12 protein-coding genes and 1 pseudogene are annotated in these 15,295 nt (G+C 68.6%); 6 read left to right on the top strand and 7 right to left on the bottom strand.

The window, feature by feature from the left end:
• The first annotated feature begins 967 nt into the window (after positions 1-967).
• The 3 genes and pseudogenes from AC07R7_RS06015 to AC07R7_RS06005 all read left to right on the top strand — a co-directional run bounded on the left by AC07R7_RS06015 (position 968) and on the right by AC07R7_RS06005 (position 2,505).
• Complete coding sequence (locus tag AC07R7_RS06015; RefSeq protein ID WP_494634498.1) at positions 968-1,219, top strand: helix-turn-helix transcriptional regulator; 252 nt, start codon at positions 968-970, stop codon at positions 1,217-1,219.
• Positions 1,219-1,533, top strand: a pseudogene (locus tag AC07R7_RS06010) (HipA N-terminal domain-containing protein); the annotation flags it as partial. The gene AC07R7_RS06015 and the pseudogene AC07R7_RS06010, both read left to right, overlap by 1 nt.
• Positions 1,534-1,557: 24 nt before the next feature.
• Complete coding sequence (locus AC07R7_RS06005) at positions 1,558-2,505, top strand: HipA domain-containing protein (protein ID WP_494634854.1); 948 nt, start codon at positions 1,558-1,560, stop codon at positions 2,503-2,505.
• Positions 2,506-2,753: 248 nt separating this feature from the next.
• On the opposite strand, the gene AC07R7_RS06000 is transcribed toward AC07R7_RS06005, so the two are convergent.
• A complete protein-coding gene (locus tag AC07R7_RS06000; protein WP_494634497.1) occupies positions 2,754-3,644 on the bottom strand; it encodes an aspartyl protease family protein in 891 nt (296 codons plus the stop codon).
• A 165-nt stretch (positions 3,645-3,809) separates the two neighbouring features.
• Here AC07R7_RS06000 and AC07R7_RS05995 point away from each other — a divergent pair, with 165 nt between their 5' ends.
• The 3 genes from AC07R7_RS05995 to AC07R7_RS05985 all read left to right on the top strand — a co-directional run bounded on the left by AC07R7_RS05995 (position 3,810) and on the right by AC07R7_RS05985 (position 6,295).
• On the top strand, positions 3,810-4,916 hold the full coding sequence (locus AC07R7_RS05995; protein WP_494634496.1) for a sensor histidine kinase: 1,107 nt from the start codon (positions 3,810-3,812) through the stop codon (positions 4,914-4,916).
• Positions 4,913-5,644, top strand: a complete 732-nt coding sequence (locus AC07R7_RS05990) for a LytR/AlgR family response regulator transcription factor (RefSeq protein WP_494634495.1) — start codon at positions 4,913-4,915, stop codon at positions 5,642-5,644. The genes AC07R7_RS05995 and AC07R7_RS05990 overlap by 4 nt, the downstream gene beginning before the upstream one ends.
• 210 nt (positions 5,645-5,854) lie before the next feature.
• Positions 5,855-6,295 (top strand): VOC family protein, encoded by a 441-nt coding sequence (locus AC07R7_RS05985; protein WP_494634494.1) that lies wholly within the window; start codon positions 5,855-5,857, stop codon positions 6,293-6,295.
• Between the two features lie 204 nt (positions 6,296-6,499).
• On the opposite strand, the gene AC07R7_RS05980 is transcribed toward AC07R7_RS05985, so the two are convergent.
• The 6 genes from AC07R7_RS05980 to AC07R7_RS05955 all read right to left on the bottom strand — a co-directional run bounded on the left by AC07R7_RS05980 (position 6,500) and on the right by AC07R7_RS05955 (position 14,836).
• Positions 6,500-9,577 (bottom strand): efflux RND transporter permease subunit, encoded by a 3,078-nt coding sequence (locus AC07R7_RS05980; RefSeq protein ID WP_494634493.1) that lies wholly within the window; start codon positions 9,575-9,577, stop codon positions 6,500-6,502.
• Entirely contained in the window at positions 9,574-10,695 is a 1,122-nt protein-coding gene (locus AC07R7_RS05975; protein ID WP_494634492.1) for an efflux RND transporter periplasmic adaptor subunit, read from the bottom strand. The genes AC07R7_RS05980 and AC07R7_RS05975 overlap by 4 nt, the downstream gene beginning before the upstream one ends.
• 17 nt (positions 10,696-10,712) lie before the next feature.
• Entirely contained in the window at positions 10,713-12,104 is a 1,392-nt protein-coding gene (locus AC07R7_RS05970; protein WP_494634491.1) for an efflux transporter outer membrane subunit, read from the bottom strand.
• A 56-nt stretch (positions 12,105-12,160) separates the two neighbouring features.
• On the bottom strand, positions 12,161-12,934 hold the full coding sequence (locus tag AC07R7_RS05965) for a DUF3313 family protein (protein ID WP_494634490.1): 774 nt from the start codon (positions 12,932-12,934) through the stop codon (positions 12,161-12,163).
• 169 nt (positions 12,935-13,103) lie between these two features.
• Positions 13,104-13,775 carry a response regulator transcription factor gene (locus tag AC07R7_RS05960; protein WP_492888023.1) on the bottom strand — a complete coding sequence of 224 codons (672 nt, stop codon included), beginning with the start codon at positions 13,773-13,775 and terminating at the stop codon, positions 13,104-13,106.
• Positions 13,772-14,836 carry a sensor histidine kinase gene (locus AC07R7_RS05955; RefSeq protein ID WP_494634489.1) on the bottom strand — a complete coding sequence of 355 codons (1,065 nt, stop codon included), beginning with the start codon at positions 14,834-14,836 and terminating at the stop codon, positions 13,772-13,774. Before AC07R7_RS05955 ends, AC07R7_RS05960 begins: the two co-directional genes overlap by 4 nt.
• Positions 14,837-15,295 lie beyond the last annotated feature (459 nt).

Raw genomic sequence — 15,295 nt, 5'->3', positions numbered from 1 at the left:
GTCGACGCGACCCATCCGGCATGCCCGGCTTCGCGTAGCCATGCCCTCATCCGGGCGCCCGACATAAGGCGGCGCCGAAAAGATCGCGCGAAGCCGCTTTGACGAAGAACGGGAGCCGCCCATACCCGCGTAGGGTGGGATCGGCCGCCTTCAATCCCACGCGGGATACAGCCGTCCGCAGCAGGCAATCGCTGGTCAGTCTAAACTATCTATTTGAAATTATTTTGAGAAAATGGCGCGCAACCACCGAGCTGGTGAGCTTGGGCCACCTCGTGGTCGAGGTCTCGCGAGGACGCGGTAAGGCGAACTTCTACCGCGCGCTTCTGAAGGAACCTGCCCAGCCCTCCACGGGCGCCGAGGTCGCCACCGACGCGCATGAAGTCCGCCCCATTCGTACAGAAGCTGGCAATGGCGAGCTGGAAAAGCGGACGCCCGTGTCCGCCTATGAGAACGAAAACCGGACGAACGAGGCCGTAAAACCGGACAACCGTGTCCGCCCAACCCTTCTTGAACCCTATTACCCCCCCTTCCCCCCAAGCGGCGCCTCCAGTCAGGCCCCGTCCGAGGCGGCGAACATCCGATCGCCCCATCACGAACCACACCCGGCTCTGCGGCAAGACAACCGACCCGAGCGCTTTCGCGCGTTGGCGAGGATTGGCAGATAGCGACGTGAGAGCGGCGGTTGTGAGAGCAATTGGCGAGGAAGGCGCGAGGAGCTACCTCGATCCCGCTTCCTGGCGGGAGAGCGACAAGACGATCGTCTGCCCCCTCCAGTTTTCAGCCGATCGCCTGCGCGCTGGAGCCGGAGCTTTCTTGGCTGAACTCGGTGTAGCGATCGAACATTCACCGGCCTCAATAAGTCCCCACATACGCCTTAGCGCATAAAACGATTTCATACGCCAAGACGCATATTGCCGTTTTATTCGCCCTGGCGTATATGCAGACTTCATACGCTGGAGCGCATGTGATGGACCAGATCGCCCGAACCTCCACACAGCTTGGCGCAGCTCTGCGTCGGAGGCGGAAACATCTTGGCCTTTCGCAAGCCGAGCTTGGCCAGCGGATCAATCTGCGCCAGGCGACAGTTTCCGCGCTCGAAAGCGGCGAGGTCGATACCAAGCTGACGACGCTGCTCGACGCCCTGGCGGCCCTCAACCTGGAACTCGTGGTCCGCCCTCGCTCCAGTGGCAGCAGCGCAGACATTGAGGCGTTGTTCTGATGGCCCGTCGCGCCCGCCACGCCCCGCTCAACGTCTTCCTCAACAGCCGGCTCGTCGGTCGGCTGCGCCAGGAAGCTTCTGGCGCCATCGACTTCACCTACGACCCCGAATGGTTGGCCTGGGCGCCGGCCATCCCCGTCTCGCTGTCGCTTCCGCTGCGCGAGGAGCGCTATATCGGCTCGCCAGTCGTGGCGGTGTTCGACAATCTGCTTCCCGATAATGAAGACATTCGGCGCACCCTGGCCGCTCGGGTGCGAGCAGACGGCATCGACGCTTTCAGCCTGCTTGGCGCGATCGGGCGCGACTGCGTCGGCGCCCTCCAGTTCCTGACAGCCGACATGGACCCCGGCCCCGCCGGCGTCGTCGACGGCGTCCGGCTCGACGCCACGCAGGTCGGCGCCCTGCTCGGCGACTTGGCCCGCGCGCCGCTCGGCCTGACCGAGGACGCCAGCTTCCGGATCTCGCTGGCCGGCGCACAGGAGAAAACCGCACTACTCTTCAAAGACGGCGCCTGGTGGGCGCCGACCGGCACGACGCCGACGACCCATATCCTCAAGCCGCAGATCGGCCCGACCAACGGCATCGAGAACGAATATCTCTGCATGAAGCTGACCAAGGCGATCGGCCTGCCGGTCGCCGACGTCGAGATCGCCGATTTCGATGATCGCCGCGCCTTGGTCGTCGAGCGCTTCGACCGCCGATGGGCGCAGGATGGTCGCCTGCTGCGCTTGCCTCAAGAGGACATGTGCCAGGCCCTCTCCACGCCGCCGGCTATCAAGTACGAGGCGCACGGCGGTCCAGGCATCGAGAAGATTCTGCGCCTCCTGTCCGGCAGCGATGATCCCGCCGCTGACCAGGCAACCTTTCTGAAGGCCAACATCTGGTTCTGGCTCCTCGGCGCCACGGACGGCCACGCCAAGAACTTCAGCGTCGCACTCGGCCCTGGCGGCCGCTACCGGCTGACGCCGCTCTACGACATCCTGTCCGTTCAGCCCTTGGTCGATGCTGGCCAGGTGCGCCGCAACCAGTACAAGCTCTCGATGGCTGTCGGCGACAACCGCCACTACGGCGTGGGCTCGATCATGCCTCGTCATTTCGTCCAGACCGCGCGGCGGGCAGGGATAGGAGAGAGGACGGTGAAGGCGATTTTCGAAGAGCTGAGCGAGCGAATTCCTGCAGCGTTTGAAGCTGTGGAAGCTGAGTTGCCGGCGGATCTGCCGGCAGGTCTTTCCGCTTCCATCTTCGGCGGAGTTCACGCTCGTCTTCAGATCGTGCGACGAGGCTAGTCAGGAATTTCCGAGACGCGCCATTTGCTGCCGTTGGCGCGCCTCCAGGAGCCGGACGTTCGGTGGAGGCGCGCGTGGCACTCGGACAGTGCTAAAGCTGGCGGGCTGATGCGCTAGCGCCTCAGCGACCGCTTCGAAATCCGCCAGATCGGACCACACCATTCAAATCCAGTCGCAAGAGATTTGAATCAGCCCCGCCGTTTTTTGGGGGAATCCCGTTTATGGGTCTGTGATCTAGAGCGCCTTCCTTAGTTCGCCGGCTTTGCGCTCGGCCAGGTGATCTCGATGCGCCGCGAGGTCTGGTCGACCTTCAGCCGCGCCCCGCGCAAGGCGGCCGATCCCAGGATCGCCTCGTAGCCGCCGGGAGTCGGATAGTTGACATGGGTCACCGGCAGCGTGTTCGGCCCCAGCGTGACCGGACCGGCCAGCTCGGCGGTGCGCAGGGTGATGTTGTTGGTCACCGTGCGGGCGGTTCCCGAGACCACACCCTCGTCGCGGCGCAGCTTGGCGGCCAGTCCGTCCGGCGCCGAGAAACCCGACTTGATCGTGTTGCCCGTATCCAGGACCGCGTTCACGGCCTGGCCCGCCACGGTGAGCGGCAGCTCGATCATGCCATCGGGACGGATGACCACGTCGAACCGGGAAACCCCGTCCGCCGGCGGCAGGGGCCCCTCTTCGATCGACACCTGATCGGCGGCGTAGTCCAGCACCAGGACATGGTCCTTGAAGACCTCCATGCCGAACATGCCCGACACCGTCGAACCCCAGCGCCCCATGTCGACGACAACGCCCGCCAGCGACGAGAAGGTCTTGGCTCCAAAGGTCAGGGAGTCGATCCCATAGATCGGCGTTGGGTACTGATTGTTCTCGGAGCCGTCGCTCATCATCTCTTCGCCGACCTTCTGCAGGCTCAGCTCGGCGACCACCTTTGGGTCGATGATCACTCGGCCCGGAGCGCCGGTGTCAATGGCGAAGGCGTAAGGCCCCCTGCCGTTCAGCATGATGTTCACGCGGGGCATGCCGCGATGAGGCGTCGAGGGCAGCGTCGCCACGACCGCCTTCCCGTCGGCCAGGGCAATGGCGGGCGCGAAGGCGTGAAAGGCGACGCACACGGCGGCGAGAACACTGGGAACACGCATGGTCAGGCTCCGGGAAGTCTTAGGACTTCCGGATCCTGGGCGTCGCCCGCTCCCGACGTCGCGGGGCGTTCGACCAATCGGCCAAGCGGCGACGATCAATCGTCCGGGCGACGAAATCTCGACGAACACCAGGTCCCCCGCCTGTGCGCCGCGCTAGGATGAAGCATGACGCCGACCTCGCCGAACCCGCCCTCCGGAGGGCTTGTCCTGTCCGGGACCGTCTGGGGCGTGGGCGCGGGGACCATGCTGGCCGTCAACGCGCTGGAGTCCCAGCACGGCGCCGCAGCCGCCCTCAACATTCTCCTTTCGTCGACCTGGGGCGCCCTGGCCTGCGTGGGACTCTGGCGGCTGGGCGCGCGATGGACGCTGGGCGGACGGGCCTCGGGCGCGCTGGGCTTTTCGGCGGCGGTCGCTCTGGCCCTGGGAATACACCTGGTCGTCGACCTGGGCCTGACCGCCCTGCTCCGGGCCCCCGCCAACCACGCCGTGGTGGGTTCGAACCGCTGGTACATGGTGTTCGTCATGCGGCTGGCGGTCGAGACGCGGATCTTCGTCTATCTGCTGCTCTACGGCGCCTTCGGAGCCTCGGCCCTGACCGTGCTGTGGTCGATCGAACAGCGCCGGCAGGAGCGCCGGCTGATCGAGGCCCGCATGGAAGCGGTCCAGGCCCAGCTCTCGGCTCTGCGCTTCCAGATCAACCCGCACTTCCTGTTCAATACGCTGAACGCGATCAACAGCCTGATCGTCACCCAGCGAACGGCGCAAGCCGAGCGGATGCTGACCAGGCTGGCCGATTTTCTGCGCGCCACCCTGGCCGAACCGACCTCCGGCCTGGGCGCCCTGGAGCACGAACTGTCGGTCATCGAGGCCTATCTGGAGGTGGAAGCGGTGCGGTTTCCCGATCGGCTCAGGGTGGCCTATGACTGTCCGCCGGATCTTGGCGACGTCCTGGTTCCCGACTTCATCCTGCAGCCGCTTGTCGAGAACGCCATCAAGCACGCCGTCGCTCCGGCCGAACGCCCGGTCACGGTCACCCTTGCCGCCCGGGCCGAGGCCGGGCTGCTGGTCATTGCCGTGTCCGACGACGGCGACCTCGCGCCCGGGCGTCCCGTCGTCGCCCCGGGGCTAGGCGTGGGCCTGGCGAACGTGCGTGACAGGCTGGCCCTCCTGTTCGGTGAGCGCGCCGCCCTGACGGTGACCCAGGACGAAGGCGGCTATCGCGCCACGCTTCGATTTCCCATGGCCCGGATGCGAGCCGAGGAGACCCCATGACCAGTCCGATGCGCGTGGTGCTGGCCGACGACGAGCCCCTGGCCCTCGAGCGTCTGGAGTTCGCCTTTCGCGACCTTGGCGACGTGGAGATTGTCGGCCTGGCGCGCAATGGCGGCGAGGCGCTTGAGAAGATCCTGGCGCTGCGCCCAGACCTCGTGGTGCTGGACATTCAGATGCCCGGGCGGTCGGGCCTCGGCGTGGCCGCCGAACTGCCGTCCGAAAATCGTCCGCAGATCATCTTCCTGACGGCGTTCGAGAAGCACGCCGTCGACGCCTTCGATCTCGAGGCCGCCGACTACCTTCTCAAGCCTCTGCGATTGGACCGGCTGCGTCAGGCGGTGGAGCGCGCGCGCCGCCGCCGCGCGCCGGACGCGCGCCAGTCGGCCGAGCCTCCGCCGCCGACCGCCCACGACTTCTGGATAGACACGCGCGATGGCCTGCGTCGCCTCCCCCTCGCCCAGGTGCAATGGATCGAGGCGGCCCGCGACTATGTGCTGCTGCACACCGCCGAACGCAGTCACCTGCTGCGAGCCACGATGACCGCGCTGGAGGATCGTCTGCCCCCGGGTCAGATGATGCGGGTGCACCGCTCGGCCTTCGTGCGCCCCAGCGCCGTCGTCGCGGTGCAGCGGACCACCGTTGGGGGGGCCTTGCTGTTGCTGGCCGACGACGTCGTCGTGCCGGTCGGCCCCACCTATCTGCGCGCCGTTTCCAACGCATTTTCCTGAGCGCGGGCGCCCAACCAGACGTTCGATTGCCGGCGGCGGCGGCGGTCGCCCCTGCCCGGGGCGGTCCGGAGGTCTGCGTAGCCGGCTAAGTCGCGCCATAACCGGACTCTCCTACCGGTCCAGAAACACGACATTCGTTTCACGAAGAGATCGGAGATTGTTTGGACCGCCCTTTGGCGTCCATGCTGCCGCCTCGTCGAGGAACGCGCCATGGCCAGAGTTGTTGGAATCGACCATCTCGCCATCCGGGTGAGCGACTTGGAGGTTTCGCGTCGCTTCTACGACCGATTGCTGACCTTCTTGGGTTTCGTGCGCGAGTGGGAGTTCGACCGCACGGTCGGATGGAACAACGGCGTGACCATGTTCTGGATCACCGAGGCGGACGCCGAAGGCCGCGCCCGGCCCCATCGCACCGGCGACATCGGTTACCATCACTACGCCTTCGAGCTCGGCACCCGCGAGGAGGTGGACGAGCTCGGAGCCTTTCTCCAGCGGGAGAACGTCACCGTGGTTGACCCACCAGCCGCCTATCCAAGCTACGGCGAGGGCTATTACGCTGTCTTCTTCCTTGACCCGGACGGGCTCAAGCTCGAGGGCATGTACTTTCTGGAAAAGGTGAAACGCCACGGTCGTCCACCGCAAGGCATCTAGGCACAAGCACGCCCTGGCGCTCCTCGCCGGCAACCCCAAGGGTCCAAGCGCGCCAGGAACGGACATTGACGCCCCTCCCGAAACTCGATCTTCAGTGTCGGGGCGACGGCGGCCGAGATCGCCGCCTTGCGGAGCTTAGTTCGGTCCGCGAGCCGGACGTGAGCGGACCCAGTCGGTATGGCCGAAATCGGACGCTTGCGGCTGCTATGCTTCACGTTCTTCTCGTGTCGAGAATACCCGTATGGACGGCTGAATAAACCATTGGCGCATCCGCCGCTCGAACCCGTCCACGAAGGTGAAGACCACCGGCACGACCAGCAGGCTGAGGAAGGTGGAGGTCAGGAGGCCGCCGATCACCGCGATCGCCATAGGCTGGCGGAAGCTGGCGTCGGCGCCGAAGCCCAGCGCGATCGGCGCCATGCCGGCGACCATCGCAACGGTCGTCATGATGATCGGACGGGCGCGTTTGTGACAGGCGTCGACCAGCGCCGCCCGTCGCGACAGTCCCTTGTCCTTTATGCCGACCAGCGCGTACTCGACCAGCAGGATCGAATTCTTCGACACGATCCCCATCAGCATCACGAGGCCGATCATGGCCGGCATGCTGAGCGAGCTGCGCGCCAGCAGCAACGCCACGAAGGCCCCGCCGATCGATAGCGGCAGCGCCGACAGGATGGTGACCGGCTGCAGGAAGTCTCGGAACAGCAGCACAAGCACGCAGTAGATGCAGAGCACGCCAGCGATCAGGGCGGTGACGAACCCGACGCCCAGCTCCTCGCCCATCTCGGCCCCGCCCGCCGGGATCAGGGATACGCCCGAGGGCATGGCCTGGACCGCCGGCAGTGCATTGACCCGCGCCATCGCCTCGCCCAGCGGCACGCCGTTCATGTCGGCGGTGATGGTCACGTGCCGGCGGCGATCGAAGCGGTCGATCCGCGAGGGACCGCTCTCGACCGAGATGTCGGCGATACTGGCCAGCGACACCGGTCCGCTCCGCCCGGCTGCCCGCAGCGCGCCGACGGTCGTCGGATCGCGCCGCGCCGCGTCGGCGATCCGGGTACGGATGAAGAGCTGCCGCGTCTCCAGGTTCAACCGCGCGACCTGGGCGTCGAAGTCCCCGCTTGTCGCGATCCGGACGGTCTCGCCAACGGCCTCGGCCGTGACGCCGAGTTCCGCCGCCCGTTGCGGATCGGGCCGGATGACGATCTCCTGCTGCTCCAGGCTGGCCGTCGAGTTGATGTTCGACAGACCGGGGATGGTCCGCATCTCGCGTTCGAGGCGCTGGACGGTCGCCTGCAGCACCCGTGGGTCGTCGCCCGCCAGGATCAGGTCCAACCGGCCGCCGCCGCCGTCGCCGACCGCAAACCGAGCGCCCGGGACCGCCTTGAGCCGCTCCCCGATCGTCGCCTCGATAGCCGTCTTGGTTGGGCGGTGCTCGCGGGGCGCCAGGCTGAGGGTCAAGGTGGCGCGACGCACCTCAGGCACGCCGCCGGAGTCTTCGCCTCCCCCCCGCCCGATCGCGGCGAAGATCCCCCGCACGCCCTCCACGCCGCTCAGGGCCTGTCGCACGTCCTCCGTCACCGCGACCGTAACGTCCAGCCCGCTGCCCGGCGGCAGTTCGACGGACACCTCGGTGAGGCTGCGATTGTCCGGCGGCAGAAAGCCGGTCGGGATCAGGGGAGTCAGCGCCAGCGAGCCGGCCAAGAAGGCCACGGTCGCGGCGGCGGTGATCTTGGGATGCGACAGGCACCAGTCGACGGCCGACAGGTAGCGGCGCATCGCCCAGCCGTCCTCTGACTCGGGCATGACCGTGTCCTTCAGGAAGTAGGCCGCCAGCATGGGCGTCAGCAGGCGCGCGACCAGCAGCGAGGCCAGCACCGCGATCACCGCCGTCCAGCCGAACGGCTTGAAGATCAGCCCCGCGAAACCGGGCATCATCGCGGTCGGCAGGAAGACGGCGACCAGGCTGAGGGTGGTGGCGATCACCGGCATGGCGATCTCGGCCACCGCGTCCTCTGTCGCCTCGCGGACCGGCTTGCCCATGCGCCTGTGGCGCTCGATGTTCTCGACCTCGACGATAGCGTCGTCGACCAGGATGCCGATGACCACAGCCAGGGCCAGCAGAGTCAGGGTGTTCAGCGAATAGCCGAACATCAACATCGCCGCGAAGGTCGGCAGAATCGACAGCGGCAGCGCCGTGGCGACGATCAGGGTGGCCCGCCCGTCGCGCAGGAACAGCCAGACCACGATGACGGCCAGTAGCGCGCCTTCATACAGCATCGACATCGAGCCGTGATACTGCTCGAGCGTGTAGTCGACGGACCCGCCGACAGGCTGAAGGGCCAGGCCCGGCGTCTTGCCCATCTGCTGGTTCAGGATGGCGTAGACGCCCTTGGCGACCTTGGTCTCGTCCGCGCCCCGAGCCCGATAGACCTGAAAGGCGACCACGGGCTTGCCATCCAGGAAGGCCGCCTGGGTGCGCTCGGCCGCGCCGTCCTCGATGCTAGCCAACTGGTCGAGCCGCGCTTGGCGGCCGTCAGCGAGCACGATCGGCAGCGCCGCTAGGTCGGACGCCTGGGCGACGACCGCCACGGTGCGGATCGATTGCTCCTGGCCGCCCAGTTGACCGCGGCCGCCCGACGATTGCTGCTGGACCTGCCGCAGGGCGCGGGAGACGTCGCCGGCGGTAACGCCCAGGGCGGCCATGCGCGTGGGATCGACGGTGACGCGCACCTCGCGGGTGACCCCGCCCAGCCGCTCGACCTTGCCGACGCCGGGCGCGGCGCGGATCGCCTTGCCCAGGGTGTCATCGACGAACCACGAGAGCTCCGCCTCGTCCATGCGCGAGGACTGGACGGCGTAGATTAGCACCGGGGCCGTGCCGAACGTGACGGCCTCGACGGTCGGCTGCAGCATGTCGGTGGGCAGGTCCGAGCGGATGCCGTCCACCGCGTCCTTGGTCTGGATCAGAGCGTCGGACAGCGGCTTGTCCAGCGCGAAACTGGCCTCGATCCGGACCGCCCCGTCATTGATCACGGTCGTGACGTGGCGCACGCCGTCGACCGCGGCCAAAGCGTCCTCCAGGGGCCGGGCGATCTCGGTCTCGAGCTGGGCGGGGGTGGCGCCAGGCAGGTTCGCATTGACGCTGACGGACGGCGGCGACAGGTCCGGCAGGTCCTGGATGGCCAGCAGATTGAAGGCCCGCAGACCCGCGATCGACAGCACCACGAAGAGCAGGATGACCGGAATGGGATTGCGGATCGACCAGGCGGCGAAATTCATCGGCGGTATCCTTCGGTGTGGGCCACGCGGACAACGTCGCCGTCTTTGAGGAAGCCCGCGCCACCGAACACCAAGCGCTCGGTTCCGGTCAGGCCGGTCAGAATCTCGATCGCGGAATCGTCCCGCCGTCCGGTCCTGACGCTCCGCATACGGACGCTGGGCCGGCCGGGGCGCTCGTCGAGCACCATCACGTAGCTGCGCCCATCACGGATCACGACGCACGGCGCCGGCACGGTCAGGGCCGGAGCCAAGCCGACGGTGATGACTCCGGCGACGTACATGCCAGCCAGCGCCCGGCCGCCGCCCGCGACGTCGGCGTAGATCACGCCCAGGCGGGACGCGCCGTCCATCGTTGGACCCAGCCGCCTCACCACGCCGCTCGCCTGGGTTCCATCGGGCAGCGAAAGGGTGACGACCTGCCCGGCGGCGACCTCGCGCAGTTGCTCGGCCGTCAGCTCGCCCCGCCACTCCAGCCGGTTGCGACGGATCATGCGGAACAACTCCTGGCCGGCGGGAGCGACCGCGCCCAGCGTCGCGGCGCGCGCGGTGATCACGCCGTCATCGGGCGCCAGCACGGCGGTGTAGCGCAGCTCCAGCCGCTTGGCGGCCAGCAGAGCGGACGCGGCCTTGGCTTCCGTCTCGGCGGCGAGCACTTCCTGCTCGCTGACGCCGCCGCTCGCGCGCAACGCCAGCGCCCGACGACGGTTGACCTGGGCCTGGTCGTGGCGCGCGAGCAGCTGAGCCTCCTCGGCGCGCAACAGGGCCGGATTGATCCGCGCCAGCACCTGGCCGCGCCGGACCTGATCGCCGACCTCGGCGTTCACCTCGACCAGCTGGTAGCTGCCAATCTGCGTGCCGACACTGGCCTCCCGCCAGGGGGCGATGACGCCGGAGGCTGACACCGTTCGCGGCCAGGTGACCTTTTGGGGCGAGGTCGTGGAGACCGTCAGGCTGGGGACCGCCCGCACCGGAACGGGCGCGTCGTCGCCCCTCGCCGCCCAGAGGATCAATCCAGCGGCGGCCGCCGTCAACAGCGCCGCCGCCGCGACGAGCCGACCGCTGACCGGGCCGAGGAGACGCCGCCTGATGGGCGGAGCGACGGCCGATCGATCGCTCATCAGAGATGCTTCCTTGTTCATGGGGTTGTTCTTGGATTCGGCGCGCCCGTCGTCCGGACCAGCGCCACCCAGGCGCGCGCCCGGTCGGCGGCGGCGGCGGCGGCGCTGTCCTGGGCCTGGTTGTATTGGCGGCGGGAGGCTTCCAGCTCCACCTGGGCGATGGCGCCGATGCGCCAGCGGGCCGCGTTGGCCTCCAGCGCGAAGGCGGCCGCCCCCAGGGCGTCGTGCGAGGTTTCGATCCGCTCCAGCGCCGACTGCTGGGCGGTTAGCGCATCCTCGACGTCCCGCGCTAGCGTCCTGACCGTGAGGTCCAGATGCGCTGCCGCCTCCCGGTAGCGGGCCTGCGCGCCGCGCACCCTGGCCGCCCCGGCGCCGCCGTCCAGCAGCGGACCGGCCAGGTTCAGGCCCGTCGACCCCGCGCCATAGGACCTGGTGGCGCCCAGCGCCCGGATCCACTGACCGCTCAGCGTCGCGGCCAGATCGACGCGCGGCAGCCTTTCGGCGCGCGCCACGGCGATCTCCGACCATCGCGCAGCGACCTCGCGCTCGGCCGCGACGACCGTGGGATGGCTGAGCAGCACGGTCGCGGGCAGCGCCGGGGTGAAGGGCGGCGGCGCGGCGATGGGCTCGCCGGTCGCCAGCAGGCTCCTGACCTCGGAGCCCTCCAGCCCGCTCAGCGCCGCCAGCGCGTTGACCAGCCGGCGGCACGCTTCATCCTGGGCGATGCGATCGGTGCGCGCGGCGGCCAGGTCGCCCAGCGCGGTCGCCAGCGTCACCGGCGGGACGCTGCCGGCCGCCAGGCGCGCGCGCGTGACCGCCAGCTCGGCCTGCCGGGAGGCGATGTCGAGGTCGCGCAGAGTCGTCCTGGCGTCGCAGGCTCGAAGCGCCAGCGTGGCGTCGACGATCTCGCCGACGACCGACAGCCGCGCGGCGTCCGCTTCGGCGGCGCTGGCTGTAAGGCGATAGCGGGCGGCGGTGGCGCCCTCGCGCACTCGGCCCCACAGATCCAGTTCCCAGGCCAGGCCGACGCCGACCGACCCCGTGCTCTGGCTGGTCGTCGCCTCGCCGCCCCCGGCGCGATCCCGCGCCCGCTGTGCGCCGGCTTTGACGGAAAGCGTGGGTCCCCGCGCCGCGTCCTGGATCGACAGGGCCGCCCGCGCCTGATCCAGGCGAGCGGCGGCCTCGGCCAGGGTGGGACCGCCATCCAGGCCGGCGGCGACCAGCCGATCGACAGCCCGGTCGTTCAGCAGCGTCCACCAGCCGTCTCCGGCCGGGGTCGCGGGGGACGGCGGCGCGTTACTCCAGGCCTCGGTGACCTTGATCACCGGGCGCTGGTAGTCCGGCTGCAGGACGCAGCCGCCCAGCGCGACCAGGGGCGTCAGCGCCAGGCCGCAAGCAAGTCTTTTCATGTCGGGATCAATCCGGGCGATGCGCGGCGGCCGGCCGGCCGCCCTCGTTCGGCGCTTCAGGGCTTGGGGGCTTTGGCGGGCGTCTCGTCTTCGGGCGGCCGGCCGGCGCCGGTCACGGACGGGGTATACAGCCCCGTGCCGAAGCCCATGATCATCCCACCCACGGCGCGTGCGCCGATGCGCGGCCCGAAGCGGGCGCAGGGGTCGGGTCTGGGAACCGCGTGTTTCTTGCTCGCCTTGGCGGCGAAGGCCTTGCCTGCGGCGTCGGCGAACTTCTCCGACAGCTGCAGGGCGTCGCCGACCGGCGACAACGAGGGATCCATGTTGCTGATCCCCTCAGTCGACTTCGCCCAGGTGATCACGGCCGCCTGGCGACCGTCGGGCGCGACGAGTTCGGCCTCGGCGACCAGTCCGCCGGATATTCCCGGGGGCCTGACCTTCAGGATCGGCACCGGAATGAAGAAGCTGGCGGCGGCTGTGGCGGCGGATCCGCCGGGGTTGGTGGGGGCGATGTGGGCGACGGCGGCGCGTACGCGCGCGGCGCCCTCTTCCGGCTGCGGAGCGATCTCGAATCGACGGCTAAGCTTATAGCAGAGCTGCCGATCGATCTCCTGGCGCACCATCGCCTGATCCGACGGCTTAATCGACGTCCGGGCGTTGAGCCGCAGGACCGTCGGCTCGATATAGACCCGCCGGATCGCCTCCGAAGCAGCCTCATCGCGCCGCTTGCCGGGCTTGGCCTCGGCCAGCCCGCTGTAGCTCGAAAGATAGCCGGAACGCTCGGTCGGCATCGACTGACAGGCGGCGAGCGCCGAGACCGCGCCGAGCATGGCGATCCTGACGGTGAGGACAATAGCGCGGTCCGCGGGGCGGCGAGCCGGGTGGAGGATGGTCATTCATCGGTCTCCAGGTGACGACGCGCGCACCCTGGAAACCGAAACTTCCGCCAACCTTTCAGAGCCTGACGATGGCGCTAGCCGATCGCCATCGCCCTCTTGGCTATATGATCACGGCCATGTAGCCGAGCCCCCGCAAGGCGCGGATCGACACGTTCGCCCCCAGGTCCGACAGTTTGCGGCGCACCCTGTGGACGTGAACCTGGATGGAGTTTTCCGTGTAGTCCTGCTCCAGGGAATGCAGGCTCTCGCCCAGCTGCGCCTTGGTGATCACCCGCTCGGGCGATCGCAGGAAGCGCTCCAGGACGATGCTCTCGCCCCGCGACAGGCTCGTGCGCCCCTCGCCCACGGCCAGCTCGCGGGCGGCGGCGTCGTAGACGACGTCGCCATAGCGGATGACCGACTCGGCCAGGGGCGACGGCCGCCGCCTCAGGGCCCGCAGCCGCGCCACCAGTTCCTCGATCGCGAACGGTTTGACCAGATAGTCGTCGGCCCCGGCGTCGAGGCCGCGCACCCGCTCGCCGACGCTGCCTAGCGCCGTCAGCAGCAGGACCGGCGTCGACAGCCCCGCGGCCCGCGCGCTGGCCAACAGGTCCAGGCCGCTCTCGCGGGCCAGCATGATGTCCAGGATAACGACGTCATAGGGTGCGACCCGCCAGGCGTGCCAGCCGTCCTCGCGCGTCTCGAAGAGGTCGACCGCGAAACCGATCTTGGCGAGAGACTTCAGGGTCGCCTCGCCCAGCTTGGTGTTGTCCTCGATGAAGAGCACCCTCATGGACGGGTGTTCCGGCCGCCGAGACCGCGCCGGGAGAAGTCGAGGACGAAGCGCGCCCCGGCCTCCCCCGGGTCCAGCCGCGCCTCGCCGCCGTGCAGCGTCATGATCCGGCTGACGACCGAGAGGCCCAGGCCCGCGCCGGCCCCACGCGGATCGGCCTTGCTGAACCGCTGGAACAGGCGATCGCGGAAATCGGAGGGCACGCCGGGCCCGTCGTCGCTGACCGTCAGGCGGCCGAAGACGTCGATCGTGACGAGAATCTCGCTGCCCCGCGGCGTATGTCGCACGGCGTTGTCGAGCAGATTGCGCAAGGCGACCTCGACCAGGCCCGGCGCGCCGCGGCACTCCCAATGGTCGGGAGCACTGTCGAAGGCGATCGTGCGGCCGCTCGCCACGATGGCGCCGGCCATGTCCCGCGTGAACTCGCGCGCCGTCTCGACCAGGTCAAAGGAGACACTGGCCGGCGTGTCGCCGTCGGCCTCGGCCAGCGTCAGCAACTGGGCGATCAAGCGCGACAGACGGTCGAACTCCTCCATGGCCTCCCGGCGCTCGCTCGGTTCCAGCAGACTCTCGACCTGCGCCCGCAGCGTCGCCAGGGGCGTCCGCAGTTCATGCGCGGCGTTGGCGGAGAAGTCACGCTGGGCCCGCAGGCCCGCCTCAAGGCGATCAAGCGCGGCGTTGAAGGCCATGACCAGCGGCGCGATCTCGCGCGGTGTCGCCTCCAGCGGCAGCCGCTGGCTGACGGTGGCCGGCCCGATCTCGCCGGCGCGCTCGGAGATCCGCCTCAGCGGCCTCAGGCCCAGATGGAGCGCCGCGAAGACGCCCGCCATCATCATCGCCATCAAGGTAAGAATCCAGGGCAGGTTGTCGCTGATCTCGGTCGCCAGGTGAGCAAGGTCCACGCGCTTGGCGTCGGCCATGGCGGCCTTGCTCGGGTCGAACAGCTGCACGACCATGAAGACCACGACCGTGACCAGCACCACCGATTGAAACAGCACCCAGATCAGGGAACGACCGCTTTCCCGGGTCGGGCTGTGCTTGGTCGGCGAGCGATCGAGCATAGGAACAGTCTCCTTGCGGCGCGGAACGGCGGGGTTTCCGCCTCGCCCACCTGGCGTGCAAACCTTCCACGAACCTTTCTCGGCGATCCAGGGGGGACCATGAAGATGGCCTAGCAACCCTGTCTTGCAGACCTCTTCCGAGGCCTCCGGTGGGGGAACGCCACGGAAGACTTTACGGCCTCGCCTATCGGCGACCGATCCGCCCGGCCAACAGCAGGCCGAAGGCCAGCGCCACGAGAACCAGCGCCAGGACGATCATTCAGCCGCCCACCGCCGCGCGAGGCAGCTTCGCGCCAAGAGGTCGTGATCGTCAAAAGGTCGCATGCGAGTCTTTTGCCGCCGTTGGCGCACCTCCAGGAATGCGACGTTCGGGACCACCGCTCACGCCCCTCCGGCGCACTGTAGCTCGCTCGCTCCGCGCTTTTCGCGCGCGTTGTCCGAATTGCGAAATCGATTGTC

Source organism: Caulobacter sp. GW821-FHT05F04 (assembly GCF_059419665.1).
Note: the sequence above shows the minus strand (reverse complement) of the source record. Positions and strands in the feature narration are given on the sequence as shown.

Bases quoted from the DNA above. Each gene is read 5' to 3' on its own strand.
- AC07R7_RS06015 (WP_494634498.1), top strand. From the start codon at position 968: ATGGACCAGATCGCCCGAACCTCCACACAGCTTGGCGCAGCTCTGCGT.
- AC07R7_RS06005 (WP_494634854.1), top strand. From the start codon at position 1,558: ATGGACCCCGGCCCCGCCGGCGTCGTCGACGGCGTCCGGCTCGACGCC.
- AC07R7_RS06000 (WP_494634497.1), bottom strand. From the start codon at position 3,644: ATGCGTGTTCCCAGTGTTCTCGCCGCCGTGTGCGTCGCCTTTCACGCC.
- AC07R7_RS05995 (WP_494634496.1), top strand. From the start codon at position 3,810: ATGACGCCGACCTCGCCGAACCCGCCCTCCGGAGGGCTTGTCCTGTCC.
- AC07R7_RS05990 (WP_494634495.1), top strand. From the start codon at position 4,913: ATGACCAGTCCGATGCGCGTGGTGCTGGCCGACGACGAGCCCCTGGCC.
- AC07R7_RS05985 (WP_494634494.1), top strand. From the start codon at position 5,855: ATGGCCAGAGTTGTTGGAATCGACCATCTCGCCATCCGGGTGAGCGAC.
- AC07R7_RS05980 (WP_494634493.1), bottom strand. From the start codon at position 9,577: ATGAATTTCGCCGCCTGGTCGATCCGCAATCCCATTCCGGTCATCCTG.
- AC07R7_RS05975 (WP_494634492.1), bottom strand. From the start codon at position 10,695: ATGAGCGATCGATCGGCCGTCGCTCCGCCCATCAGGCGGCGTCTCCTC.
- AC07R7_RS05970 (WP_494634491.1), bottom strand. From the start codon at position 12,104: ATGAAAAGACTTGCTTGCGGCCTGGCGCTGACGCCCCTGGTCGCGCTG.
- AC07R7_RS05965 (WP_494634490.1), bottom strand. From the start codon at position 12,934: ATGCTCGGCGCGGTCTCGGCGCTCGCCGCCTGTCAGTCGATGCCGACC.
- AC07R7_RS05960 (WP_492888023.1), bottom strand. From the start codon at position 13,775: ATGAGGGTGCTCTTCATCGAGGACAACACCAAGCTGGGCGAGGCGACC.
- AC07R7_RS05955 (WP_494634489.1), bottom strand. From the start codon at position 14,836: ATGCTCGATCGCTCGCCGACCAAGCACAGCCCGACCCGGGAAAGCGGT.